The following is a 22,404-nucleotide window of genomic DNA, read 5'->3' on the forward strand; positions in this document are numbered from 1 at the left end:
CCTAGGACTCTTGTATGTGAGCGCCGAGCGAGTCGGACATCCGGACGAGATCCGGCAGCGATCGCGCCTGCATCTTCTGCATCGCGTTGGCGCGGTGCACCTTGACGGTCACTTCGCTCAGCGCCAACTCCGCGGCGATCTGCTTGTTGAGAAGGCCCGCGGCGGCCATCCGCATTACCTGCCGCTCGCGCGATGTCAGCAAGGCATACCGCTCGCGCAGCGCGTCGAGATGCAAGTCGCGACGGCTTCGACGCCGATCCTCCTCGAGGCCGCGGTGGACCGCGTCGAGCAGGTCCTGATCGCGGAATGGCTTCGTGAGAAATTCGAGCGCCCCGGCCTTCATTGCGGCGACCGACATGGCGATATCGCCATGGCCGGTGACGAATATGATCGGGATGGCGCTGCCTGCAGCGGCGAGCTCTCGCTGCAACTCGAGGCCGCTCGCGCCCGGCATACGGACGTCGAGCACCACGCAGGCCGGACCCTCCGGGCGGCTGAACTCCAGGAAGGACTGCGTCGAGTCGAATGTGACGACGGTGTGGCCTACCGAGCGGAGCAAGCTCTCGATCGACGCCCGCATCGAGGCGTCGTCATCGATGACGTAAACCACGGCCTCGGGTTCAGCCATTGCGTGTTGCCCTCCCTTCGCTCTCGATCCCGCCGAGTACCGGGAGCGTGAAGCGGAATGCCGCCCCGCGCGGCACGACGTCATCGACCCAGAGCCGCCCGCCATGGGACTCGACTACGGCCCGACTGAACATGAGCCCCATGCCCATGCCGTCCGGCCTGGTGGTGAAGAACGGCTCGAAAATGCGCTTGCGGAGATCGGATGCAATGCCGGGGCCTGTGTCCTCCACCGAAACGGTCAGCCCTTCGGGCACTATCGTGTCGCAACGCACCACAACCTCTCTCTCAGCGACGGACCTAGTCGCGTCGATCGCGTTCGCCACGAGGTTGGAGATGGCCTGCGAAAGCTGCACGGGGTTTCCGATCACGACTACATCGCACGGCGCCACGTCGGCGCGGAGTAGAACCCGCGCGGCCTCCGCCTCGCGTCGACTGCGGGAGAGTACGTCCTCGATCAGCTGGCGTATGTCGAGCGGGCCTCGATCGCGCGCGTCCTTCCTGAACAGTGTCCGGATGTTGCTTATGACTTCTCCGGCTCGATGGCCGTCATCGACGATGCGCCGCAATGCGCCTTCGGCCTCGCCGATCTCGGGGCGCGGCTTGTCGAGCCAACGCAGCGCCGCGTTGGCGTTCGTAACCATGCTTGCCACTGGTTGCGTGACCTCATGCGCGACCGTCGCCGACATCGCCTCCATCGCCGACAAGCGGCTCTCCCGGACTCGCCGTTCCGCGGCGACCGAGCGGGCGAGACGCGAGTAGAGCGACATCGATTCGACGAGCAGCGCGACGAGGACGATGCTGGCCGAGAGCAGTCCGAATGCCCGGCCAGTCCACCAGCCGACGCTCAATCGGATGCCGCCGCTGATGTAGGAGAGGAGAACTATCTCAGCCAGCAGCGTCCCGAGCACGATCGCCAGCCAGAGGTCCAGCGAGCACGTCCGGCGCCGCCAGAGGAGCGACAGCGCGATCACGTAGAGTACGATGGACACGGAGGGAACGATGTTCCACGCGGCCGCGATGCGGCGCTCATTAAGCATCAAGGGAGGCAGCTGGTCGTCATTGATGATGACACCCCAGGACAGCGCTGCTGCTGCGGCAGCTGTTGCCAACACACTTGTGAGTATCCGCGACGCGGCAGTGCCGGAGGGGAGCTGCGGCGCGGAGCGTCTCGCGAGATATGCGAGGATGAACAGGGGAAAGCCAATGCGGCGAATGGCGGCAACGTACGCGGTGCTCTGGTCGGTTGGACCGAGTCCGAATGCCTCCAGGACGCCAGGGAAGGTCAGGGCCCACGGCACGACGAGCAAGGCGGAAAAGAGATATCCGTTTGCAAGGGTCAGTATGGCTGGGGAGGGATGGGCTGCGAAGTGGGCGATCAGCAACGCCGCCGTCATGAGCTCGACAAGTAGGCGGGCCGCAGCATAGCCGGGCAGCAGCGCTTCCGTGCCGCTCAGAACATAGCGCGCAGCGGGCGTGGCGGCCACGACCACGATTGTCATGACCACGACCATTGCCAGCGCAATCTTCTTCTGGGTGGTGCTGGGCGGAGAGCTGTTCAGCAGATCCTGATCGTCGCTGCGCAAGCCGGTGGTCGCTGAACGTTCGTTTCCGGCTCCCCCGGCATGCACGAGGTCGGACCGGTTCGGCGTGATCCCGTCAAGGCGCGACATAACGGCGGAGATATTGCTGCCTCGCATTCCGCCGCGCAACGAGGAAGTGCAGATGACATCGCACGGTGCCCGAAGCCTGCAACGCTCCCCGGTCGGAACGATCATGCCATGGCCGTAGCGGACCGATACTTGCGCACGATTGCTACGACCCGTGGACCTTGATGCATCCTCTCGCTCGAAGTCCACGAACTGCTCCATGCAGTACATGGCCAAGCGGGAGCTTACGTAATGACGTCACAGTGGCGCTTGCTTGAGCGCTGGCGGAACGGGCCGGCGACAGATGAACTTGTTTCGGCGGTCAGGCCGCGCGTCCGTGCCTATGACACGGTACCTCATGAGGCCGCGATCGCCGTGGCCAGTCGGCTCACCCATACCGACAAGGCTGATCAGGTCGTCGTCTGGGGCCTTCCGGCCGGCGCCAAACGTCCACTCGTGCGCCACCTGGTGGCCCGTTGGAACGATAACGGGTCCGATGAACAAGAAAGGATCAAGCCATGAGCTGGAGTCCCAGCCCGGATCCCGTCCTCGGCGACCGAGCGACTACGGATGCGATCGAAACCCTCATCGTGCCGCGTGCGGTCGATCTCGGGGAGATGACGGTACGCCGGGCACTGCCCTCGACGAAGCGCCAGATGGTCGGGCCGTTCATCTTCTTCGACCAGATGGGGCCGGCCGAGTTTCTGACCGACCAGGGCATCGACGTGAGACCGCACCCTCATATCAACCTCGCGACGCTGACCTACCTGTTCGAGGGCGAGATCCTGCACCGCGACTCGCTCGGAACCGAGCAGGCGATTCAGCCTGGTGCGGTGAACTGGATGCGCGCGGGTCGAGGCATTGTGCACTCCGAGCGAACGGCGGAGGAGCGCAAACGGAACGGTCAGCGGCTCTTCGGCATCCAGACCTGGATGGCGCTTCCCTCCGACCAGGAGGAAGACGATCCGGCCTTCCTGCATCACGATGAGGCGGCCTTGCCGACGCTCGAAGTGGACAGCGTCCGTGCCCGGCTGATCGCGGGCAGCGCCTTCGGACTCACCTCGCCGCTCGTGACTGGGTCGGAGACACTCTACGCCGACGTGCAGCTTGCAGCCGGTGCGCGACTGCCGATCGACCGGGAATACGAGGAGCGCGCGCTCTACACGATCTCCGGGACTATCGAGGTGGCCGGGGACAGCTTCGGGCCAGGTCAGCTGCTGGTGCTGCGGCCAGGCGAGGCGCTCGTTGTCACAGCTTCGACCGCAGCTCGATTCATGCTCTTCGGCGGCGCGCCAATGGAGGGGCCGCGGTACATCTGGTGGAACTTCGTGTCCTCCCGACCGGAGCGGATCGCCGCTGCCAAGGAGGAATGGGCGCGGGGCCGCTTCGACACCGTCCCCGGCGACGAGGCCGAGTTCATCCCGCTGCCCGACCGCCAGGATGCCCCGCAGAGAGCAACCGGTGGGGTCCATTATCCCTAAGGGTGCTGGTCGCACGCTGACGCAAGGGCCGCTGAACATGACCCTGTCAATCGCATCCTTCGCCACGATCTTTGGGTCGCCGAAGGAAAATGACGGCTCTTTCGTCGACCTGTCGGGCCAGCGCCGGGCTGCGAACACCGTCAGCCTCGACCATCCGGGCACCCGTCACCTCAGGACGGAAACCATGCGCTTCGCTCAGTTGCGGGGTACCTGCTCCCTTGAGGCCTTTCCGGAAATCCGGCCGCCTTCGGCGCGTCCAGATCCCTGATAATTGTGCAGCCTTGGGTGTGCGATGGAACTCCCCGCCTATCTCGCCCGAATATTCAAATGCTGCCAGTTCGCCGCCGGCCTGCCGTTCAACCGCCACCACGCCATTGTCTCCGCATCGGCGCTTGCCGCGAGTTACGCCTTTCCACTGCGGCCGTGCATGCGGGGCTTTCCACCCGAGACTTTCCAGAAGGAGAAACCAGCATGGGCTTTGTCACAACCGGCGACGGCGTACAGATTTTCTACAAGGACTGGGGTCGGCCGGACGCTCAGCCCATCGTTTTCCACCATGGCTGGCCGCTCAGTTCCGACGACTGGGATGCGCAGATGCTTTTCTTCCTGTCGAAAGGCTATCGCGTCATCGCACATGACAGGCGTGGCCATGGTCGCTCTGGGCAGGTTGCCGAGGGTCACGACATCGACCATTACGCGGCCGATGCTTTCGCCGTCGCCGAGGCGCTGGATCTGCGGAACGCGGTTCACATCGGCCATTCCACCGGAGGCGGCGAAGTGGCGCGGTACGTGGCGCGGCACGGCGAACCTGCGGGTCGGGTGGCCAAGGCCATCCTCGTCGCCGCCATTCCGCCGCTGATGCTAAAGACCGACGACAACCCCGAGGGCACACCGCTGGAGGTCTTCGACGACTTTCGGACCGCACTGGCCGGCAACCGTGCGCAATTCTTTCGCGACGTCCCATCGGGCCCGTTCTACGGCTTTAACCGTGAGGGTGCGACAGTACATGAAGGCGTGATTCAAAACTGGTGGCGGCAAGGCATGATGGGGAGCGCCAAGGCGCACTACGATGGCATCAAGGCCTTCTCGGAAACCGACCAGACCGGGGACCTCAAGGCGATTACCGTGCCGACGCTGGTCCTGCATGGCGAGGACGACCAGGTGGTTCCGATCGCCGCCTCGGCACTGAAGGCGATCGAACTGCTGCAAGACGGGATGCTGAAGACCTATCCCGGGTTCTCGCACGGCATGCTGACGGTGAACGCCGACGACCTGAACGCCGACCTTCTGGAGTTCGTGACCAGGTGAGCGCCCACGGGCGTGGCGCGTAGCCGCGATCCACAGCGCGATTCGCGACCGCCCGTCGTAAGCCGTCATCTGCCTCGGGAAAGGGAGGGGAGCCGAACCATGAATTGCAGCCCTGCCGAAGGAAATGAGACATGAAAGTTCTGATGGTTCTTACATCGCATGACCAGCTTGGCGACACTGGCCGCAAGACCGGTTTCTGGCTGGAGGAGTTGGCCGCTCCCTATTACGCATTCAAGGACGCAGGCGCCGAGATCACACTGGCCTCACCGAAGGGCGGGCAGCCTCCTCTCGATCCCAAGAGCAACGAGCCCGACTTCCAGACCGATCAGACGCGTCGGTTCGAGACTGACAGAGAAGCCAACGAACTTCTTGCGAACACAGCCAAGCTCGCGGACGTGTCCGAGGCGGACTTTGACACGGTGTTCTACCCCGGTGGGCACGGTCCGCTGTGGGATTTGTCGGAGAGCCCGGACTCACGGGCACTGATCGAAAGCTTCCTCGCGGCAAACAAGCCGGTTGCCCTGGTCTGCCACGCGCCCGGCGTCTTGCGCCACGTTACGACGCCTGATGGCCAGCCACTTGTTAAAGGCAGGAAGGTCACAGGCTTTGCCAACAGCGAAGAGGCCGCGGTCGGGTTGACCGAGGTGGTGCCGTACCTGGTCGAGGACGAGTTGAAGGCCAAGGGCAGCATCTATTCGAAAGGGCCCGACTGGGGATCCTACGTCGTGCAGGACGGACTGCTGATCACGGGCCAGAACCCGGGCTCCTCCGCCGAAGCCGCGGGGCGCCTGATCAAGGAACTCGAGGCCGCTGCATGACCACCTTCGCCGTCTTCGTTCAAGCCAGCGTCACCGACCCCGAGGCACTTGATCGCTACAGTGCGCTCACGCCCGCCGCACGGGGCGCGCATCCGCTCGAACCGCTCGCCTTCTACTGCCCTCCCGAAGGGCTCGCGGGCCATCCGGTCGACGGCATCGCGATCTTGAGCTACCCCACGATGGAGGCGGCGAAAGCCGGGTACAGGGCCCCCCGATACCGGGCGGCGCTTCCGCATCGCCTGCAGGGCACCACGGGCCAAGTCCACCTCGTCGCGGGAACGGACGGCTGACCGCCGATCCAGGCTGGTGATCTATCCCGTCGGCGCGACGGGACCGTCGATGACATGTCCTATGCGCGACGCAAACGGCAGCTTTGAAGCACCCCTATGGCTACTCGTCGCAGTGAGTGCGGCGATCCTGGCGATGACTCTGTTTCTTCACCCCATGATCACCGCCGGGCTGCCGCGGGAAGACGTGCGACTGTCAACTCCACCAACGAAGGAGAGCCCGAATGAAGGTCTTTATCATCGGTATCGCAGGTGGCGTCGGTCGCCGGGTAGGACAACAGCTCGCCACGGCCGGCGACGAACCCACTGGCCTTGTAAGGCGGCCGGAACAGGTGGAGGCTCTCGCCTCCGGCGGAACTCGAACCATCCTGGGCGATCTGGTCGCCATGTCGGTCGATGAACTGGCTGACGCGATGCGGGGTTCGGACGCGATTGTGTTCAGCGCCGGTGCCGGTGGCAAGGAAAACGACGCTGCAACAACACGCATAGATGGCGATGGGCCGGGCAAGGTCGCCGCTGCGGCGGAACGCGCTGGTATTCGCCGCTTCGTCCTCGTCTCGGTCTTTCCCGAGGCATGGCGCGAGCGGCGCATGGACGCATCCTTCGAGCATTACATGGTCGAGAAGAAGAAAGCGGAGATCCAGCTGGTCCAGACAAGTCTCGACTGGTTGATCGTCCGTCCGTCGGCGCTCACGACTGAGCCTGGAACGGGCCGCGTCGATCTGGGTCTCGCCAAAGTCCATGTCGAGATCACCCGAGATGACGTCGCCTCGACAATTGTGGCGCTCCTGCGATCACCTGACCTCAGTCGATTGATCCTCGAGGTCACTGGTGGAACCGTGCCGATAGCAGAGGCGATCGACGATCTAAGGCAAGCATTGACGCCGATCGCACCGGGCGGGAGCGGCGGACAATGAGCAGCTATCCGGGTCATTCGATTCTTACTGCGCTTGCCGCAGCGCCGGTGATTTCAGCTTTTCCACAAAGCGCGCCCACGAACGAGTACCGTTTAGCGACTGATGTACAGGAGGTGAGAACATGACCAAGGGGTCGGACCTGTTTGTCGCGGCGCTCGAGAATGAAGGGGTGGAACGCATTTTCGGCGTTCCGGGCGAGGAAAACCTCGACGTCCTGGAATCGCTGCGGACCTCTGGGATCGAGCTCGTCCTGACGCGGCACGAGCAGGCGGCCGCCTTCATGGCCGCAACCTACGGTCGTCTCACGGGGCGGCCGGGCGTCTGCCTCGCAACGCTGGGCCCGGGCGCCCTGAACTTCTCGACCGGGGCCGCTTTTGCGCATCTGGGCGCGATGCCGATGATCCTCGTCACGGGCCAGAAGCCGGTGATGAGCGCGAAGCAGGCCCGGTTCCAGATCGTCGACATCGTGGCCTCGATGAAGCCCCTGACCAAGATGACCCGCCAGATCGTCAGCCCCGCGGCCATCCCGTCGGTGGTCAGGGAGGCTTTCCGCGCCGCGATTGAGGAGCGGCCGGGGCCGGTGCATCTCGAACTGCCCGAGGACGTCGCGGCCGCCGAGGTGGAGCATGCCTCCCTCATTCCTGTCCATCCACTCGAACGTCCCGTCGCCTCCCCCGCCGCGCTCGACCGGGCGGCCGAACACATTCTCGCAGCCAGGCGGCCGCTCGTTATGATCGGCGCTGCGGGGAACCGGCCGTCGCTGGTCGAGCCGCTCTCGGCGTTCGTGACGGGGGCCCGGCTTCCCTTCTTCAACACGCAGATGGGCAAGGGCGCCGTTCACGGCGGCTCCAACCTCTACATGGGCACCGCCGCGCTCTCGGAGGGCGACTATGTGCACGAGGCCGTGGAGCGCTCGGATCTCGTCATCGCCATTGGTCACGACACGGTTGAGAAGCCGCCTTTCCTGATGAAGAGCGCGGGCGGGCCCAAGGTCATCCACGTCGGCTACCAGTCCGCGACGGTCGAACAGGTTTACCACCCGGACATTGAGGTGATCGGCGACATCGCGAGCTCCGTCGAGGCCCTGGGCGCGCGCCTCGCCGGTCGGCTGCCGGGGGATGAGGGGATGATCGAGCTGCGCGGCCGGATCCTCGCGCGAATAAACGACCGGTCCGACGAGGATCGTTTCCCGGTCACGCCTCAGCGCCTCGTGCACGACGTTCGTGCGGTCATGCCGGACGACGGGATCGTGTGCCTCGACAACGGCATGTACAAGATCTGGTTCGCGCGCAACTACCGCACCCACGTCGCGAATACGCTTCTCCTCGACAATGCCCTCGCGACGATGGGGGCGGGCCTGCCGTCGGCGATGATGGCCGCGATACTTCATACGGACCGCCGTGTCATGGCGGTATGCGGCGATGGCGGGTTCATGATGAACTCGCAGGAGATGGAAACGGCGGTCCGGCTCGGATTGAACCTCGTCGTGCTCGTCCTGAACGACAGCGCCTACGGCATGATCCGCTGGAAGCAGGCGGTGGATGGGTTCCCGGATTTCGGCATGAGGTTCAAGAACCCGGATTTCGTGCGCTATGCCGAAGCCTACGGAGCGCAGGGCTCGCGCGTGGGTGCGGCGGAGGATCTCGTCCCGACGCTCGAGACCGCGTTCGAAGGTGGCGGTGTGCATCTGGTCGAGGTGCCGGTCGACTATTCCGAGAACACGCGCGTGCTGGTGGACGAACTGCACAACCGCACGCCGGATGTCGACTGCGCCTGAACGAGCGACTTCGTCCTGGGCCGCTACAGAAAAAGGGAGACCGATCATGCTTGAGGTGGTGCAGGCCTTCGACCGCGCGCCGTTCGCGCAGATCCCTACCGACGATGCCGCGGCATTGGAGCGCAAGCTGCAGGCCGCCGAGCGTGTGTTCCGGGACCGCGATGGCTGGCTGAAGCCGCACCAGCGGATCGCGGTTCTGCGCAAGCTCGCCGCGCTGATGGAGGGACGGCGAGATCATCTCGCGCTGCAGATCGCGCGCGAGGGCGGCAAGCCCCTGCCGGACGCCATCGTCGAGACCACCCGCGCCATCGACGGCGTACAGAATGCCGCAGACGAGTTGCGCAACTTCGCCGGTCGGGAGATTCCGATGGGCCTCTCGGCTCCGTCGGAGAACCGCTGGGCCTTCACGACAAGGGAGCCGATCGGCGTTGTCGCGGCGATCTCGGCCTTCAATCATCCGCTGAACCTGATCGTCCATCAGGTGGCGCCGGCGATCGCCGTGGGTTGTCCCGTCATCGTGAAGCCGGCGACCACGACCCCGCTGTCCTGCGTCGAGCTCGTGTCGCTCGTCCGTGAAGCGGGCCTTCCCGAGGCGTGGTGCCAGACCTTCGTCCCCGGGGGGAACGAACTTGCCGAGAGGCTCGCGATCGACCGACGCGTCGCCTTCCTGAGCTTCATCGGGTCGGCGCGGGTCGGCTGGTCGCTGCGGGCGAAGCTTGCCCCCGGTGCGCGGGCGGCACTGGAGCATGGCGGCGCAGCCCCTGCGATCGTCGACCGCAGCGCCGATCTCGACAGGGTCGTCGAGCCGGTCGTGAAGGGCGGCTATTACCACGCGGGACAAGTTTGCGTGTCGACGCAGCGGATCTTCGTTCACGAAGACGTGGCCGACGACTTCACACAGAGGCTCATCGCCCGTGTCGAGACTCTGCGGACGGCCGACCCCGTGCTGAAGGATACCGAAGTCGGGCCCCTCATCCTTCCACGCGAGGCCGACCGGGTCGGGGAATGGGTCGAGGAGGCGGTGAAAGGAGGGGCGACCCTCGCCACGGGGGGAAGGCGTCTCTCCGAGACCACGCTGCAGCCTGCAGTGCTGCTCGATCCAGCAGCGGACGCCAAGATATCCACGCAGGAGATATTCGGCCCGGTGGTTGCGGTGTATCGCTACGGCAATCTCGACGACGCGATCGCGCGGGCCAATGCCCTGCCCACGGCCTTCCAGGCCAGCGTCTTCGCGCAGGACATCGACGTCGCGATGCGCGCGGCCGATCGTCTGGACGCCTCGGCCGTCATGATCAACGATCCCACCGCGTTCCGGACCGACTGGATGCCTTTCGCCGGGCGCCGGGAATCCGGCTACGGCACCGGCGGCATCCCCTACACCATGCGCGACCTGGCAGAGGAGAAGATGATCCTGATGCGGAGGCGTTGATGCGTGAGAGAGGGTGAGCGAGTGCATGTGCTGAAGGTCGCGATCGCGGGTTTCGGGAGGATCGGCCGCGCTACCGGCGATCTGCTCCTGTCGCGCCGCGAACGCTACCGCCGGCTCTACTGTGCGGACGTCCGTCTCGTGGCGGTCTGCGGCTCGAGGGCCGGCCTCGCCGATGCCGAGGGTCTCGAGCCGCATCGGCTGGACGACTTGGAGCTGGGACTGACGGGAACGGACTTCATCGCAACGAGCGGCGCAGAGATTCTCGTCGAGGCGGGTCCCAGCGACTATCGCACGGGCGGGCCTGGGCTCGCCTACCTCCGCTCTGCCCTGTCGGGGGGGCTCGACGCCATCGTGATCTCGAAGGGCCCGCTCGTCCGCGGCGGCCGGGAACTGCGCGGTTTCGCGAAAGGCTCGGGGTCGATGCTGAGGATCAGCGGCGCGGCCGGCGCGGCCCTGCCGGCAATCGACCTGCTGGAGCACGGGTTGTTGGGCGCTACGGTGGTCTCGGCCGAGGGCATCCTCAACGCGACCACCAACTACCTCCTCGACGCGATGGCGACCCGGGGCATCGGCTTCGAGGAGGCTCTGCGCGAGGCGCAGTCCGGCGGGTTTGCAGAGCCCGACCCGCGCAACGACACGCAGGGCTGGGATACGGCCGCGAAACTTCTGCTGCTCGCCAATTTCGGTCTCGGCCTTGATCTGGCGCTAGAGGATCTGGCTGTCACCGGGATCGAAGCGGTGACGCAGGATCAGATTGCGGCATGGCGGCAGCAGGGGCTCTCGCCGAAGCTCGTGGGTAGACTCGTGCGGGAGGAACGAGGCGTGAGCGCCGAGGTCGGCATCCGGCTCTATGGCGCGAACGACCCGCTCGCGCGGGTCACGGGCAAGAACAAGGCGATCCGCATCACCACCGACGCCATGGGCGAGACCGTCGCAATCGGCTCCGGGACGGAGCCCCTAGCGACTGCCGCGGCGGCGCTGAAGGATCTGGAGCATATCCTGATCGCTCGCCTCGCCGGCCGCCGCGCAGGATGATGGAGATCTATGACGCGACGCGTGGCTCAGGCCTTCCGACATATCCGTTTCGACGAGCTCGGCAGTTTCCGAGGCGCCATCCCCGGAATGGACCGTGGGATGATTGGCGGAGGGGATGGAACCGGGATCGAACCTTCTCCGCCCAACGCCCAGCCCCACGTAAGAATTGAAGTCGTATATGGTGCCGGCACTGATACATGTTAGACGTCTTAGGTTAGTTCGGTGTTGATCCAGGACCTATGCTATTGTGGGTGGAATGCGGTGAACCTGGTGACACATGCCGGTCGACATGAAACATGATTGCGCGAGCCCGTGTTTGGGCGTGTCCCCGTGTTTGGGAGTGTCACTGACAGTGGCGGTCAAAGCAGCACCCCCCGGATGCCCTCTACACGCACCCTCCGGCCTCGGCGCTTCTACCGAAATTCCGCGCCGCGGTCTTAAGTATTCCAGTTCAGTAACGATGGACAAAACAAGTTTTCTATCTCCATCTCTCGCTCAATAATGCCCTGATCAACGGAATAGCGTACCAGAGATTCGAGTTCCGCCATATTATTCTGGATGCCATAGCTCCAATAATCTGCACCAAGTAGTGCGCGAGTGTGATGAAACTCACCGGCAGACCAAGGTAGACTCGAGAAGGGCGCCTGTGAGTCCCCCAGGCGCTTTATCGCGAAGGCCTTCGATGCTTCGAACGCCATGGCGATCCTGAAAGGGAGGTCCCCCTGGGCAAGGTCGCGCCGGATACCGATCAAATGCATGATCGGAAAGATGCCCGTGCGACGGGCGTAGTCTTGTTCGGACGCGATGTGATCGGTAAACAGGCGGCCGACGCCGCTGCCGACGGTGAAGGCCGGCGGGGGGCGGTAGGCGAACATCGCATCGATGCGGCCCTCCAATAGCGCATCCGACAGATTGTCCTCGTCATCCAACTGGTCTAGCTCAATGCCTCGCGGCCTGACACGGACGACGGGAGGTGTATCGCTGGCATCTACCCGTCCGCACGTCCATTGTATCGACGCGGCCTCTAGTCCAAAATCGTCCTTCAGCAAGCCGCGAGCGACAAGCGCCGCCGTCATCGAATACTCACGTACTCCGACGCGGCGTCCGGCCAGGTCCTTCGCCGATGCGATTGCCCGATCGGTACGGACATAAACGATCGAGTGACGATACGCCCGTGAGGGAAAGATAGGAATGCCCACATAAGGGCAGGTCCCAGCGGCGGCTAAGTGGAGAAAATTGCTGAAGGAGAGTTCGCTGACGTCGAATGCCACTTCATCGAAAGCGCGGTGGAAGATCGATTCAAGCGGGTCGCACACAAAAGTAGACTCGACGCCCTCGATGGGAGTAAGACCTGCTATCAACGGCAGAGTGCGATCGTAAACCCCAAGCGCGATACTCAGTTTGTCGGGCATAGTACCTCTTCTGCTTGCCTGTAGTCATACAACCCACTCCTCGTGAACAATCCGGCAGTCCATTTCGAACTCCATGCCGACCACTGGAGGTCTGCAGAAATGCCAAACCAGCTCGCTTCGTGCCGCTCCTCCCAGCAGCAGGTCGCGGCTCATCAGCGGATGGATGTTGTGCACTGAATAGATCTGTGAGGTCGTCACATCCGACCATCGGAAGTCGAGAGCGTGAAATCGCCTTTCCATCTCGTTGACGACGAATTCAGCCTTCTTCAAAAGAGCAGGTTTACTGGTATCACCCAGCGCAACGATATGGTCACGATAGTTGACCTTACCCTCTGGAGCCTCGGCGCTTCCCGAGATCGCTGCTGATGGCGGGCCATCACCTTGCACAGCAAAGGTAAAAGCGTGGACGCTGGGCTCTGGCGGCGGCGCGTTCATTGGGCACACATTACTGCGGGCAACAGGGTTGCGATCGCCGTCGATAACGCCCCAGGCGTCGAGTTGGCCAACATAGAGTTCGTTGAAAGTCCTGAACCCGGCCTCTGTGAAGGGAGCAGGAGAGCGCAGCTCGAACGCGCAGATCGCCTTGGCAGGGCGACCCTGAGACGCCGTGATGCTTTCGGCGCGCTTCATGCCCTCGACAAGCGGGAGCTGCGTCGAAAAACGAACCCTCACCAACCGATGACCAGGCAATGCAGCCACCCCGCCCGAATACTGAAATACGCCGGAAACGTAGCGATATCCCCCAGATTTGAATTCCGTCGTGAGTACCATAATTGGTTCCGTGGCTCGATTATTCGCGGCTGTAGGCCTCTAATCGTGCGGAAGGGTGCTCTTGACGATCTTGTCGTCCAGCGCTTCATACTCGAAATATTTGATCACGTCGTAGAGCTCTTTGCGGGTCATCATCGCATCGATATGCGCCGAGACATCGCCATTGGCGCGCAAGGATCTATAAAAATCCTCGACTGCTCGTGCAGAGACGCGAAGCGCCGAAACCGGAAAGATGACTAACTCGTAGCTGAGTTCTTCCCATTCGGAGGCAGATATAAACGGCGTCCGTCCAAATTCGGTCATATTGCCGAGCAGGGGACCGGTAATCTCCTCGCGAATCCGTCGGATTTCGGCGACATCAGTCGGAGCCTCGACGAAAATTATATCCGCGCCGGCATTCTGATAGGCTTTGGCGCGCCGGATCGCTTCGTCAGCGGAAATAGCCCCCGCATCGGTTCGCGCGCACACCAAGAGATGCCTTGAAGCGCGCTTGGCCGCTGCGATCTTGCGGCACATGTCTTCACTGGGTACCAAGCGCTTATCGGAGAGATGTCCGCACTTTTTGGGGAAATCCTGATCCTCTATCTGGATGCACGCCGCGCCGACTTGTTCGAGTTCCACGACGGCACGCATCACATTGAGTGTTTCGCCAAAGCCCGTGTCACTGTCGACAATCAGCGGCAGAGAGGAGACCCGAGCAATCGAGCGGGCGGCGTGCACCACATCGTCGAGCGTGAGCAGTCCGAGGTCGGCCAAGCCCATAGATGCCGAAAGCGCGGCGCCAGAAAGATAGAGCGCCTCAAAGTCCGCGCGCGCAGCGAGTATCGCCGAAAGACCATCGTAGACGCCCGCCACCGGCACCGTCCGCTGCATCTTGATCAGGCGCTGCAATTCGGTGGCGTGGTCGCCCGCAGTCATTTTGCTCTCAAGCCACGTGGCAGGCACAATCACTCTCCTTATCGCCGCCGCTGCGGTGTTGAGATGACCGACAATGAGGCCAGCAGGCTTTCCCGCGATGCCTCGATATGCTGCACCATCAATAACTCGGCCAAGGGCGAATTGCCCTTCACGATCGCCTCAGCGATCTGACGGTGCTCCTGTAGTGCGTCGCGGCCCCGGCCGGGTCGGATAGAATGTTGGCGCCGAACCAGGATCAGCAAATCACGAAGGTCGTGACCGCAGATCCGCCAGACCATGCGATTCTTCGAACCTTGCAGTATCATCGTATGGAAGTCGTGATCGAAACTACTTAGTGGGTAGGGGCCAAGCGGCTCCTTCTCGATTTGCAAATCGTGCTGTGCCAGCAGATCGAGCAACGCAGCGCGATCTTCCTCCGTCATCCATTTGGCGGCGTTCCGGGCCGCAAGACCCTCGAGTTCGGCACGGACTTCGTAAAGATCCGCGATCAACTTCGGGTCGAGTAGTACCACGCGGGCGCCGACGTTCGGCTCAAACGACAGAAGGCCTCTAGCGCTCAGCCCGCGTATCGCTTCTCGAACCGGTCCGCGGCTCATGTCCAGACGTTGCGCGACATCCTGCTCATTTATGCGTGCACCGGGGCCGATCCGCCCGTCGATGATTTCCTTGAGGATGAACGCGGTCGCGCGGTCGCAGCGGGTCTCCTGCGGACGACCGTCATCCCCTGTTCCTCCCGCAATTTTCATGTTCGTCATGTGCCAACAATCTCCTCATATTGTCAACAATGTCACCGAAAATTTCAGTTTTTTGTGGCATGGCCTCGACAATTCCGCAATCTCTGTCAACATAGTGTCAACAGGAGGGCGATATGAGCATCACGGCCAACGATACCTTTGAGGATCACGTCTGGAAGGATTTGGTGCCTCCGGAAATTCTCAAGGTGTTCTCGCACTACCGGCGAGGGCTCCGCGTCGGGCGACGGCCGGCGTTGGTCATGGTCGACCTGTACAATCTTGTCTACGAGGGTGGAGCACGCCCCGTCCACCAGATCGTGGATCAGTACTCCTCATCCTGCGGCGAGTATGCCTGGGCCGCGATAGAGCCGACTCAACGACTCCTCGCTTATTTTCGGGCGCAGGGATTGCCGGTGATCCATGTGACCTATGACGACCGTCCAGAAACGGATCATCAGGGAATGGTTCCGACGTTCCGCAAGAAATATGCCTACGATCCCCGACTTTATCAGATCAAACAAGAGTTCGAGCCGATCGACGGAGAACAGTTCATTTACAAGAAGCGGGCCAGTGCCTTCTTTGGGACGCCACTCGCGACTTCTCTAGTTCAGCAGGGCATCGATAGCGTCGTGATCGCGGGCGAGACCACAAGTGGCTGCGTGCGCGCCTCGGCGGTCGACAGCTATTCATACGGCTTTCATACGGTCATCGCCGAAGACTGTGTCTTCGACCGATCGATCCTGTCACACAAGATCAGCCTCTTCGACCTGCATCACAAATATGCGGATGTCTTCACGACCGACACGTTGCTGTCGGCGCTCGATGGACGCGACGCGGGCGCCTGAAAGGAGCACTACAATGGAACCGAGACCATATGGACCATTTCCGTTCTGGCCAGCGCCGGTTCGGCCGCGCATTGAATGGCCAAACAACGCTCGAGTAGCCTTCTGGGTGATTCCCAATATCGAGTTCTTCGACCTGCGCGAGCCAATGCCAGGGGACAACAATGAACGCGTTCCTAAGGAGAAGGCGAAAATCCCGTTTGTCTATTCCTGGGCTCACAGAGACTATGGCAACCGGGTCGGCGTCTGGCGCGTAATGGACGTAATGAGACGCTACGGTGTGCGCGGAACGGTGGCTTTAAATAGCGAGATCTGCATCCATCATCCCGAGATCATTCAGGCCTGCCGCGAACTCGACTGGGAGTTCATGGGCCATGGGCGGACCAATGCGGTTCGTCTCAACGAAATGGCGCCGGAACAGGAGCCGGGCGCGATCGCCGAGGTATTTTCCACCATCGGGGACAGCACCGGCAGTCGGCCACGCGGCTGGCTGGGTTCGGGATTAGCCGAGACCTGGAACACTTTGGACTATCTGGCCGATGAGGGTCTCCAATACATCTGCGATTGGGTGAACGACGACCAACCCTACTATATGAACCTCGCGAATGGCAGGCAACTGCTGTCTATGCCCTATTCGTGGGAAACCAACGACGTCCTGATCAAGTCCGACAAGCTGTCCACCGATGAATTTGAGCAGATCTGCAAACGTCAGTTCGACGTTCTCTATCGGGAGGGAGAGCAAAGCGGCAAGGTAATGGCGCTTTGCCTGCATCCCTATGTCATAGGCGCCCCCCACCGTATCGACATGCTGGATAGGGTCTTGGCGCACATCACCAGCCACGAGGGCGTCTGGGTCACGACGGGCGGTGAGATCTACGACTACTTCACCAAACGCTACCCAGAAGAGCGCTTTAACCCAAACGTCGGCGTCAAAAGCTGACTACGAACTGAGGGGAATTTGAAATGGACAAGTCGACCTTAACACATATTACCCGCAGAACCACACTTGCGGGCCTGACCGCACTCGGTGCCAACGCGTTCCTTCCGCGCCGCGCGTCCGCTCAGGGCACGATGCCACTAATCCTCGGAATAATCGGGCCGACCGTCGAGTACTACCCCATCTTCGTGGCGCAGAAGAAGGGCTACTTCGAGGCTGAGGACGTGGCGCTTGATCTCGTCACTACAGGTAGCAGCGCGAATTCGGCGCAGATGGTTGCCGCCGACGCGATTAACATTGGCAGTTCCTCTTGGCTCGACACTGTGCGGGGGGTCGCCGGCGGTGCGCCGCTGGTAATTGTGGCAAGCAGCTTGGTCAACGCTACCACCATGATGCTCGGCGCCAAGGACATAACCTCGGTCGAACAGCTCAAGGGCAAACGCGTCAGCGTCGGTGGCGCAAAGGACATCACAATGGTGTGGTGGAGCGCGCTCGCCGAACAAAACGGACTCCACCCGACAGAAGACGTGGAGGTCATCTTTGGCGGCGGTACGTCTGCGCGGTTTGGTGCACTTGCAGGCGGTGCGGTACAAGCCGCTGCGGTGGCTACACCTCTGGCCTTCACGGCCATCCAGGAAGGATACAATAATCTTGGCGTTCTCGGGCCGCTGCTTCCCAACGTCCCCTACATGACTTGGCATGCCAACCGCGCCTGGGCCGAGGCCAATCCCGAAACCGTAAAGGCATTCATCCGCGCCCACAGCAAGGCGATTGATTTCCTCTATGATCCCGCCAACCGCGAGGAAGCGATCGACATCCTTGTCGAGAGCACCCAAGCTTCAGCGGACGAGGCGGCCTTGACCCACGATCTCGTCGTTGAGATTCAAGGCTTTAAAGAAGGTTCAGAATTCGCCATGGCGGATGTGGAAGGCGTCATCGCACTTCTCGCGGACTGGGGCGACGTCGATGCCACGCTGGCTGCCGATACGATCGGCGACACGAGCTATCTGGCTCAGTAAGCATCGACGTGCGGTATCTTTCACTCGCATCTGTGGTCGGCGGGTTTCTACTTTGGGAGCTTGCCGGCCGCTTCCTTGTCGGACAAAGCTTGTTCCTCGCGGTCCCCAGCCAGATCGTCGAGGCGGCCGTCAAACTTTGGGCTGCCGGTGTTCTGCAGCGGCACATCATTGTTAGCTTCAGCGAATTCATCATCGGCTATGTGATCGCCATCGCTATAGGATTGCCGATTGGTCTTCTTCTGGCGGTCTCGCCCCGGTTTCGTGCTATCTTGAGTCCGTGGGTAGACGGTCTTTACGCCACGCCTGTCATAGCGATCGCGCCGCTTGTTATACTTTGGTTCGGCATAGGTATCTGGTCGAAGGTTTTTGTCGTAGTCAGCGTCGTGATCTTCCCGGTTATCATCAACACCGAGGCGGGGATCCGCTCCACGCCGCACAATTATGTCGAAGCAATCCGATGTTTCGGGGCGAGTCGGGTACAGGTCTTTCTGAAGGTGATGATACCTTCGGCATTGCCCTTTATCTTTGCCGGCATGCGTCTGGGTATTGGGCGTGGCCTCATCGGCGTTGTAGTCGGTGAATTGTTCGGCTCGCGCGCCGGGCTCGGCCGTCTGATCGCGGAGTCGGCGGAAACCTTCAACATGCCCAACCTCTTTGTCGGTGTACTGCTGCTCGCGGCGGCGGGTATCCTGCTCACGTCTGCTTTCCACGCGCTGGAACGCCGGATCGTTCACTGGACCTGAGGGACAAATCGACGAATGTCTTCGCGAAACGTACCCAAACTAGAATTCTCAGACCTCTCAATGGAGTTTGGAAACCTGACGGCGCTCTCGCACGTGAGCGCGCGAGTGGAAGATGGCGAGTTCATCTCCATCGTCGGCCCCAGCGGCTGCGGCAAGACCACTCTTCTGCGCATTGTAGCCGGGCTCGAGCGTGCCACCGAGGGTTCCGCCCGCCTCAACGGAAAGCAGATCACGGGCACTGGGTTCGAGCGGGGGTATGTCTTCCAGGCCGACAATCTCCTGCCTTGGCGCACTGTGCTGGGTAATGTGTTGATAGGAATCGAAATTCGGGATGGCTCGCGGTCCCGAGACGAAATCGCTAAGGCCCTCGAGCTGATCCGAATGGTGGGCCTAGAAGGCTTCGAGGGCTACTATCCTCGTCAATTGTCAGGCGGCATGCGTCAGCGTGCCAACATTGCCCGTGCGCTTGCTATCAATCCCGAGATCCTGCTGATGGACGAGCCATTTTCGGCGCTCGATGCCCAGACGCGCGAGGTAATGCAGCTAGAGCTCAATCGGATTTGGCAGCACGGCAAAAAGACCGTGCTGTTCGTTACCCACCAAATTGACGAAGCGGTTTTTCTTTCCGACCGAATCATCGTACTTGCCCGTCGGCCGGGCCGTATCCGCGAGGTTCTCGACATCGACCTGCCGAGACCGCGGGATCTCACAACCAAACGGAGGCCCGAAAGCGTCGATTATGTCGACCGCATCTGGCGTCTGATTGAGCGCGAGGTACTGGATAGTATAGAGGAGGAAAAGGCGAATCCAGATAAGCATTGATAGAATTAATATTGAAGAGTCCGGTATGCTGAAATTTCGGGCGAGTAATCTGTCGGGAAATATGCTATTTACTATGCAAATTAAGGATCTCTATTGGTAGGATCGTCTAAAAAATTCTGGTGATCTAAGAATCTATTTCAATTGTCGATCTGTTTTAGGGCGAGCTGCTGGTCCAGCGCCGCTTTTTGCTGCCGTACCAGCCTCGTTAAAAGGGGTGCACACCGGCCACGGCACTTCAACGGAGGTGCGCGCTATGGCGCCTTCGCTCCGCAGCTCACTGGCGTTCACCGGGGCAATCACAGCGCCCTCCGAAAATATGGCGTGATCAGCACATGATCGACACGGTCATTGGCCGCGTCGATGGTGTCCCGCGCCGTCGATGAGGCGTTCGACGAACAGTCTAATCCCCTGTCCAAAGGGCTCGAACTGGCATCGAAGTAGCTGATGGCGACAATCGCGCTTATCGGGAGGACGGCAAGGCCGAGGTGTGGCAGATGACCGTGAAGTCCTGTTGTCAGGTCCGGGTAAGGAGCTCAGGATTGAGATTCCCGGTGTCCCCGTGAATTCAGAGGCGGCCGTATCGTTCTCCGCGCTACTCGTCAACCTCAATTTAGTTTAGCCAACAAATGTGGCCCACTCATCAGTGGGTCAGATTGTGCGCTCTATCGCGGGTCCGGAATTTCTAAGCTGACTATCCCGCGCGTCGCGACGAACGGACGGAAGTGTGTCGCGACGAACTGCTCATGCTCTTCCGAATTGAGATACGAGAGCAGCTCGTCTTCGCGATCGAATTCGACGACGAACGCGTGGCTGAACGTGTCGTCACGCCTGCTGATGTTGCGGCCGAGCGACCAGTTCTTCATGGCGGGAAACCGGCTTGGGAATTCGTTCAATTCATCGAGGACTCGCGCCTGTTCGTCAGGTGGAACCTCCGGTTTGAACCGAAAAGCGACGAAGTGCTTGATCATCAAGCTGGCTCCTCGTTGACTGTGCAGGATTCGCGAAGCTCCCGAAAAAAGCTGTCTATCGCCCCAGCGAACCGGATGGGATGTTCAAGCATTATCGAGTGCCCGGCGGGGCCAATTGCGGTGAATTGTGCGTGCGGGATTCGAGCCAGCAGATCGGTCGAATGCTCGAAGGGGGTCAACTGGTCCTCGCAGGCCGTCACGATCAGGCAGGCCGGCTGGATCTTGGAAACCCAGTCTCGGGAATCGAATCCCGCACAGAGTTCCAGATCGTGCGTGAGCACGGCGGGATCACGTTTCATGACCAATTGGCGTGCGGCCTCCATCATCGACTGAGAAGCGCGCGGCGAGACCTGTCCTCTTGCAAAATGCTCCATCATGACCGGCCAGTTGTCTAGGATGCGGGGCAGTCCCTCTCTGTCGACGAAAAACACGCAGCCCGAATTGGCGATCACGATCCCGGCACAATGTTCGCTTTGCTCAAGTGCATAGGATTGTGCGATCGCCCCACCCAGAGAATGTCCCACGACGGCAACTCGGCTCAGGCCGAGCGCTCGACGAACCGCATCGACGACATCGGCAGCATCTTCAACGGACCTACAGAGCGGCCCAGGCGATAGGCCATGTCCGGGTAGATCAATGGCAATCGGGTCGAGCTCGGTGAAAAGCGAAAGCACTGGGCTCCAGATATCCGCGCGCCCGCCCGAACCATGCACCAGGATTGTCGGCAAGCCCCCCTGTGCCGCTTCGGCAATGTCCGGCCGGAGTATTGCGATGTCGCCACGTGCGGTAGAGATCAGTGACATTCGGATTACTCTATATTGCCGAGTACCGCTTCACGGCGCTTTCGTCGAATTCGAGGCCTACTCCCGCCGTCGCCGGCGGCCGGATCTTTCCGCCATCGAACGCGTGCGGGGTCACCATCATCCGGTCCCACCAGGGGAGATATTCGACCCAGCCGCCATTCGGGAGGCCATCCATCAATTGCGCAGCTATCTCGCAGAAGAGATGCATAGACACCGCGCAATCGCTTCGCGCAGCGATCTCTGCAATTTCGAGCCATCCGGTGATACCGCCCGAACGCTGTAGATTTGGCATGATGATGTCGAGGCTGTCGGATTCCACGAGACCCTGAAATGTATACGATCCGAACTCGTTCTCACCGCCAGCCAACGGCATGCTCAACCGCGACCGCAATAAGCGATTGGCTTCCTTGTCCCGCACCGCTAAGGGCTCCTCGAGCCAGAGGAGGTCAAGGTCGGCTATCTCATCGGCGAAGCGGATTGCTGTCTCGTAATCCCAGCCTTGATTTGCATCGGCAATCAGCGCGACTCCGGGCCCGATTGCCTCACGCACCGACCGGACCCGTTCAACATCTTCGCGGAGGCGAGGCTGGCCGACCTTCATCTTGTAGCCGCCACACCCCATCGCCACGAAGTCTGTCGCCTCCCGCAGCAAGGCGTCGATGGAACTTCCCAGGCCGCCCCCGCTACCATAGACGGCAGTCCCCTCGCCCGGACGATCCAGAAGGCGCCATAGCGGCACACCGAGAGACTTAGCCTTAAGGTCCCAGATGGCGACGTCAACCGCTGCCACCGCCATCATGGCGAGCCCTTCCGGGCCGACGAGAGTGATCGAACGATTGAGTAGACGCCAACAGGCCTCGGGGTCGGAAATATCACTTTGCTGGATGGCTTCTACGAGCCAGTCACACAGTTCGGCTAGTATCCGTGTGAGTCGACGGTCGTAAGAGAACAGGTATGCATTACCTACCAGGCCGGATTTCAAGTACAAGCGTAAAACAACAGCATCCACGGTGACTATCGTGTTCGTCACCATGCGGAAGGGCTCCCGTAGAGGCATCGATAATACCGAAATATCGTATGATTCAATAGAATGAGAGGATATCATCGACG

Annotated in this window: 24 protein-coding genes; 14 read left to right on the top strand and 10 right to left on the bottom strand. The window is 61.6% G+C overall.

Going from position 1 to position 22,404, the window contains the following annotated elements; translation table 11 throughout:
- Window position 1: 1 nt before the first annotated feature.
- Both V3328_RS04495 and V3328_RS04500 read right to left on the bottom strand, forming a co-directional pair.
- Window positions 2-628 carry a response regulator transcription factor gene (locus V3328_RS04495; protein ID WP_340328465.1) on the bottom strand — a complete coding sequence of 209 codons (627 nt, stop codon included), beginning with the start codon at window positions 626-628 and terminating at the stop codon, window positions 2-4.
- Entirely contained in the window at window positions 621-2,495 is a 1,875-nt protein-coding gene (locus V3328_RS04500; protein WP_340328466.1) for an ATP-binding protein, read from the bottom strand. Before V3328_RS04500 ends, V3328_RS04495 begins: the two co-directional genes overlap by 8 nt.
- A gap of 30 nt (window positions 2,496-2,525) precedes the next feature.
- Here V3328_RS04500 and V3328_RS04505 point away from each other — a divergent pair, with 30 nt between their 5' ends.
- Both V3328_RS04505 and V3328_RS04510 read left to right on the top strand, forming a co-directional pair.
- Entirely contained in the window at window positions 2,526-2,795 is a 270-nt protein-coding gene (locus tag V3328_RS04505) for a hypothetical protein (RefSeq protein ID WP_340328467.1), read from the top strand.
- The gene (locus tag V3328_RS04510) at window positions 2,792-3,754 is read left to right on the top strand and encodes a pirin family protein (RefSeq protein ID WP_340328468.1); all 963 of its coding nucleotides are present in this window, start codon (window positions 2,792-2,794) and stop codon (window positions 3,752-3,754) included. The genes V3328_RS04505 and V3328_RS04510 overlap by 4 nt, the downstream gene beginning before the upstream one ends.
- 46 nt (window positions 3,755-3,800) lie before the next feature.
- Here the strand turns inward: V3328_RS04510 and V3328_RS04515 are convergent, their stop codons facing one another.
- On the bottom strand, window positions 3,801-4,124 hold the full coding sequence (locus tag V3328_RS04515) for a hypothetical protein (RefSeq protein ID WP_340328469.1): 324 nt from the start codon (window positions 4,122-4,124) through the stop codon (window positions 3,801-3,803).
- 101 nt (window positions 4,125-4,225) lie between these two features.
- Here V3328_RS04515 and V3328_RS04520 point away from each other — a divergent pair, with 101 nt between their 5' ends.
- The 7 genes from V3328_RS04520 to V3328_RS04550 all read left to right on the top strand — a co-directional run bounded on the left by V3328_RS04520 (window position 4,226) and on the right by V3328_RS04550 (window position 11,325).
- Window positions 4,226-5,062, top strand: coding sequence for an alpha/beta fold hydrolase (locus tag V3328_RS04520; protein ID WP_340328470.1), 837 nt, complete (start codon window positions 4,226-4,228; stop codon window positions 5,060-5,062).
- A gap of 131 nt (window positions 5,063-5,193) precedes the next feature.
- A complete protein-coding gene (locus V3328_RS04525; protein WP_340328471.1) occupies window positions 5,194-5,880 on the top strand; it encodes a type 1 glutamine amidotransferase domain-containing protein in 687 nt (228 codons plus the stop codon).
- Entirely contained in the window at window positions 5,877-6,170 is a 294-nt protein-coding gene (locus V3328_RS04530) for a DUF1330 domain-containing protein (protein ID WP_340328472.1), read from the top strand. The genes V3328_RS04525 and V3328_RS04530 overlap by 4 nt, the downstream gene beginning before the upstream one ends.
- A 221-nt stretch (window positions 6,171-6,391) precedes the next feature.
- Window positions 6,392-7,084: an NAD(P)H-binding protein gene (locus tag V3328_RS04535; protein WP_340328473.1), complete on the top strand. Its 693-nt coding sequence runs from the start codon at window positions 6,392-6,394 to the stop codon at window positions 7,082-7,084.
- A gap of 121 nt (window positions 7,085-7,205) precedes the next feature.
- The gene (locus V3328_RS04540) at window positions 7,206-8,861 is read left to right on the top strand and encodes an acetolactate synthase large subunit (RefSeq protein ID WP_340328474.1); all 1,656 of its coding nucleotides are present in this window, start codon (window positions 7,206-7,208) and stop codon (window positions 8,859-8,861) included.
- 46 nt (window positions 8,862-8,907) lie between these two features.
- Window positions 8,908-10,290, top strand: a complete 1,383-nt coding sequence (locus tag V3328_RS04545; protein ID WP_340328475.1) for an aldehyde dehydrogenase family protein — start codon at window positions 8,908-8,910, stop codon at window positions 10,288-10,290.
- A gap of 21 nt (window positions 10,291-10,311) precedes the next feature.
- Window positions 10,312-11,325: a homoserine dehydrogenase gene (locus V3328_RS04550; protein WP_340328476.1), complete on the top strand. Its 1,014-nt coding sequence runs from the start codon at window positions 10,312-10,314 to the stop codon at window positions 11,323-11,325.
- 437 nt (window positions 11,326-11,762) lie between these two features.
- On the opposite strand, the gene V3328_RS04555 is transcribed toward V3328_RS04550, so the two are convergent.
- The 4 genes from V3328_RS04555 to V3328_RS04570 are packed head-to-tail and all read right to left on the bottom strand — an operon-like array spanning window position 11,763 to window position 15,181.
- Window positions 11,763-12,737 carry an ABC transporter substrate-binding protein gene (locus V3328_RS04555; protein ID WP_340328477.1) on the bottom strand — a complete coding sequence of 325 codons (975 nt, stop codon included), beginning with the start codon at window positions 12,735-12,737 and terminating at the stop codon, window positions 11,763-11,765.
- Window positions 12,738-12,761: 24 nt separating this feature from the next.
- Window positions 12,762-13,508 carry a 2-amino-5-chloromuconate deaminase CnbZ gene (cnbZ, locus tag V3328_RS04560; RefSeq protein WP_340328478.1) on the bottom strand — a complete coding sequence of 249 codons (747 nt, stop codon included), beginning with the start codon at window positions 13,506-13,508 and terminating at the stop codon, window positions 12,762-12,764.
- Between the two features lie 39 nt (window positions 13,509-13,547).
- On the bottom strand, window positions 13,548-14,426 hold the full coding sequence (locus V3328_RS04565) for an isocitrate lyase/PEP mutase family protein (protein WP_340328479.1): 879 nt from the start codon (window positions 14,424-14,426) through the stop codon (window positions 13,548-13,550).
- Between the two features lie 38 nt (window positions 14,427-14,464).
- The gene (locus tag V3328_RS04570; protein ID WP_340328480.1) at window positions 14,465-15,181 is read right to left on the bottom strand and encodes a GntR family transcriptional regulator; all 717 of its coding nucleotides are present in this window, start codon (window positions 15,179-15,181) and stop codon (window positions 14,465-14,467) included.
- A 113-nt stretch (window positions 15,182-15,294) separates the two neighbouring features.
- Here V3328_RS04570 and V3328_RS04575 point away from each other — a divergent pair, with 113 nt between their 5' ends.
- The 5 genes from V3328_RS04575 to V3328_RS04595 are packed head-to-tail and all read left to right on the top strand — an operon-like array spanning window position 15,295 to window position 19,523.
- Window positions 15,295-16,005: an isochorismatase family protein gene (locus V3328_RS04575; RefSeq protein WP_340328481.1), complete on the top strand. Its 711-nt coding sequence runs from the start codon at window positions 15,295-15,297 to the stop codon at window positions 16,003-16,005.
- 13 nt (window positions 16,006-16,018) lie between these two features.
- The gene (locus V3328_RS04580; protein ID WP_340328482.1) at window positions 16,019-16,942 is read left to right on the top strand and encodes a polysaccharide deacetylase family protein; all 924 of its coding nucleotides are present in this window, start codon (window positions 16,019-16,021) and stop codon (window positions 16,940-16,942) included.
- Between the two features lie 23 nt (window positions 16,943-16,965).
- Window positions 16,966-17,958: an ABC transporter substrate-binding protein gene (locus tag V3328_RS04585; RefSeq protein WP_340328483.1), complete on the top strand. Its 993-nt coding sequence runs from the start codon at window positions 16,966-16,968 to the stop codon at window positions 17,956-17,958.
- 8 nt (window positions 17,959-17,966) lie between these two features.
- The gene (locus V3328_RS04590) at window positions 17,967-18,701 is read left to right on the top strand and encodes an ABC transporter permease (protein ID WP_340328484.1); all 735 of its coding nucleotides are present in this window, start codon (window positions 17,967-17,969) and stop codon (window positions 18,699-18,701) included.
- A gap of 15 nt (window positions 18,702-18,716) precedes the next feature.
- Window positions 18,717-19,523 carry an ABC transporter ATP-binding protein gene (locus V3328_RS04595; protein ID WP_340328485.1) on the top strand — a complete coding sequence of 269 codons (807 nt, stop codon included), beginning with the start codon at window positions 18,717-18,719 and terminating at the stop codon, window positions 19,521-19,523.
- A gap of 662 nt (window positions 19,524-20,185) precedes the next feature.
- On the opposite strand, the gene V3328_RS04600 is transcribed toward V3328_RS04595, so the two are convergent.
- The 3 genes from V3328_RS04600 to V3328_RS04610 are packed head-to-tail and all read right to left on the bottom strand — an operon-like array spanning window position 20,186 to window position 22,399.
- Window positions 20,186-20,491: a Dabb family protein gene (locus V3328_RS04600; protein ID WP_340328486.1), complete on the bottom strand. Its 306-nt coding sequence runs from the start codon at window positions 20,489-20,491 to the stop codon at window positions 20,186-20,188.
- Window positions 20,491-21,294 (bottom strand): alpha/beta fold hydrolase, encoded by an 804-nt coding sequence (locus V3328_RS04605; RefSeq protein ID WP_340328487.1) that lies wholly within the window; start codon window positions 21,292-21,294, stop codon window positions 20,491-20,493. Before V3328_RS04605 ends, V3328_RS04600 begins: the two co-directional genes overlap by 1 nt.
- Before the next feature lie 10 nt (window positions 21,295-21,304).
- Window positions 21,305-22,399, bottom strand: a complete 1,095-nt coding sequence (locus tag V3328_RS04610) for a mandelate racemase/muconate lactonizing enzyme family protein (RefSeq protein ID WP_340328488.1) — start codon at window positions 22,397-22,399, stop codon at window positions 21,305-21,307.
- Window positions 22,400-22,404 lie beyond the last annotated feature (5 nt).

It is taken from the genome of Microbaculum marinum (assembly GCF_037855135.1).
Classification (GTDB): domain Bacteria; phylum Pseudomonadota; class Alphaproteobacteria; order Rhizobiales; family Tepidamorphaceae; genus Microbaculum; species Microbaculum marinum.

Coding starts and splice junctions, on each gene's coding strand:
- V3328_RS04600 (WP_340328486.1), bottom strand. CDS start 20,491: ATGATCAAGCACTTCGTCGCTTTTCGGTTCAAACCGGAGGTTCCACCT.
- V3328_RS04585 (WP_340328483.1), top strand. CDS start 16,966: ATGGACAAGTCGACCTTAACACATATTACCCGCAGAACCACACTTGCG.
- V3328_RS04540 (WP_340328474.1), top strand. CDS start 7,206: ATGACCAAGGGGTCGGACCTGTTTGTCGCGGCGCTCGAGAATGAAGGG.
- V3328_RS04495 (WP_340328465.1), bottom strand. CDS start 628: ATGGCTGAACCCGAGGCCGTGGTTTACGTCATCGATGACGACGCCTCG.
- V3328_RS04605 (WP_340328487.1), bottom strand. CDS start 21,294: ATGTCACTGATCTCTACCGCACGTGGCGACATCGCAATACTCCGGCCG.
- V3328_RS04505 (WP_340328467.1), top strand. CDS start 2,526: ATGACGTCACAGTGGCGCTTGCTTGAGCGCTGGCGGAACGGGCCGGCG.
- V3328_RS04530 (WP_340328472.1), top strand. CDS start 5,877: ATGACCACCTTCGCCGTCTTCGTTCAAGCCAGCGTCACCGACCCCGAG.
- V3328_RS04610 (WP_340328488.1), bottom strand. CDS start 22,399: ATGATATCCTCTCATTCTATTGAATCATACGATATTTCGGTATTATCG.
- V3328_RS04595 (WP_340328485.1), top strand. CDS start 18,717: ATGTCTTCGCGAAACGTACCCAAACTAGAATTCTCAGACCTCTCAATG.
- V3328_RS04500 (WP_340328466.1), bottom strand. CDS start 2,495: ATGGAGCAGTTCGTGGACTTCGAGCGAGAGGATGCATCAAGGTCCACG.
- V3328_RS04520 (WP_340328470.1), top strand. CDS start 4,226: ATGGGCTTTGTCACAACCGGCGACGGCGTACAGATTTTCTACAAGGAC.
- V3328_RS04545 (WP_340328475.1), top strand. CDS start 8,908: ATGCTTGAGGTGGTGCAGGCCTTCGACCGCGCGCCGTTCGCGCAGATC.
- V3328_RS04555 (WP_340328477.1), bottom strand. CDS start 12,737: ATGCCCGACAAACTGAGTATCGCGCTTGGGGTTTACGATCGCACTCTG.
- V3328_RS04565 (WP_340328479.1), bottom strand. CDS start 14,426: ATGACTGCGGGCGACCACGCCACCGAATTGCAGCGCCTGATCAAGATG.
- cnbZ (WP_340328478.1), bottom strand. CDS start 13,508: ATGGTACTCACGACGGAATTCAAATCTGGGGGATATCGCTACGTTTCC.
- V3328_RS04535 (WP_340328473.1), top strand. CDS start 6,392: ATGAAGGTCTTTATCATCGGTATCGCAGGTGGCGTCGGTCGCCGGGTA.
- V3328_RS04575 (WP_340328481.1), top strand. CDS start 15,295: ATGAGCATCACGGCCAACGATACCTTTGAGGATCACGTCTGGAAGGAT.
- V3328_RS04525 (WP_340328471.1), top strand. CDS start 5,194: ATGAAAGTTCTGATGGTTCTTACATCGCATGACCAGCTTGGCGACACT.
- V3328_RS04570 (WP_340328480.1), bottom strand. CDS start 15,181: ATGACGAACATGAAAATTGCGGGAGGAACAGGGGATGACGGTCGTCCG.
- V3328_RS04510 (WP_340328468.1), top strand. CDS start 2,792: ATGAGCTGGAGTCCCAGCCCGGATCCCGTCCTCGGCGACCGAGCGACT.
- V3328_RS04580 (WP_340328482.1), top strand. CDS start 16,019: ATGGAACCGAGACCATATGGACCATTTCCGTTCTGGCCAGCGCCGGTT.